The following is a 580-nucleotide window of genomic DNA, read 5'->3' on the forward strand; positions in this document are numbered from 1 at the left end:
GAAGGCCTCGCCGAGCACGGCATGCCGGCGCTGAAGGGCTCGTTCTACAAGCTCGACCGCTCCGCCGACATCTTCAACTGGGATCCGGTGTAAGTTCGATCTGCCCCTCCAACGAGGGGCAGACGAAATCAGCACGTCATTCCGGGGCGCTCACGCAGTGAGCGAACCCGGAATCCGGAGCTGTAGAGCACCCGGCCGTCGCTACCAATTCGGGATTCCGGGTCCGCGAGCTGCGCTCGCGCCCCGGAATGACTCGAAGAACTCGCGGCCCCCGCAGGTTACACACACAGAAAAGCCCGCCTTGCAGCGGGCTTTTCCGTCGGGTGAAGCACCTTGGAGGGGGAGTTACTTCACCACGAATTCGATCCGCCGATTCTGCGCCCGGCCTTCGGCGGTGTCGTTGCTGGCGATCGGCTTGGCCGAGCCGTAGCCTTCCGCCACCAGCTTGACCGAGCCGATCCCAGACTTGGTCAGGCTTGCCACCACCGCTTCGGCGCGGCGCTTCGACAGCGCGACGTTGGCGGACTTCTTGCCGGCGCCGTCGGTGTAGCCGGCGACCTCGATGGTCACGGCCGGGCAC

Annotated in this window: 1 protein-coding gene; it reads right to left on the reverse strand. The window is 65.7% G+C overall.

Annotated features, from left to right (window positions below):
- Positions 1 to 345: 345 nt before the first annotated feature.
- A partial coding sequence (locus tag DYI24_RS27575; protein ID WP_164574564.1) for an OmpA family protein occupies positions 346 to 580 on the reverse strand: 235 nt, incomplete at its 5' end.

The organism is Rhodopseudomonas sp. BR0C11 (genome assembly GCF_010820945.1).
GTDB classification, from domain to species: Bacteria; Pseudomonadota; Alphaproteobacteria; order Rhizobiales; family Xanthobacteraceae; genus Rhodopseudomonas; species Rhodopseudomonas palustris_H.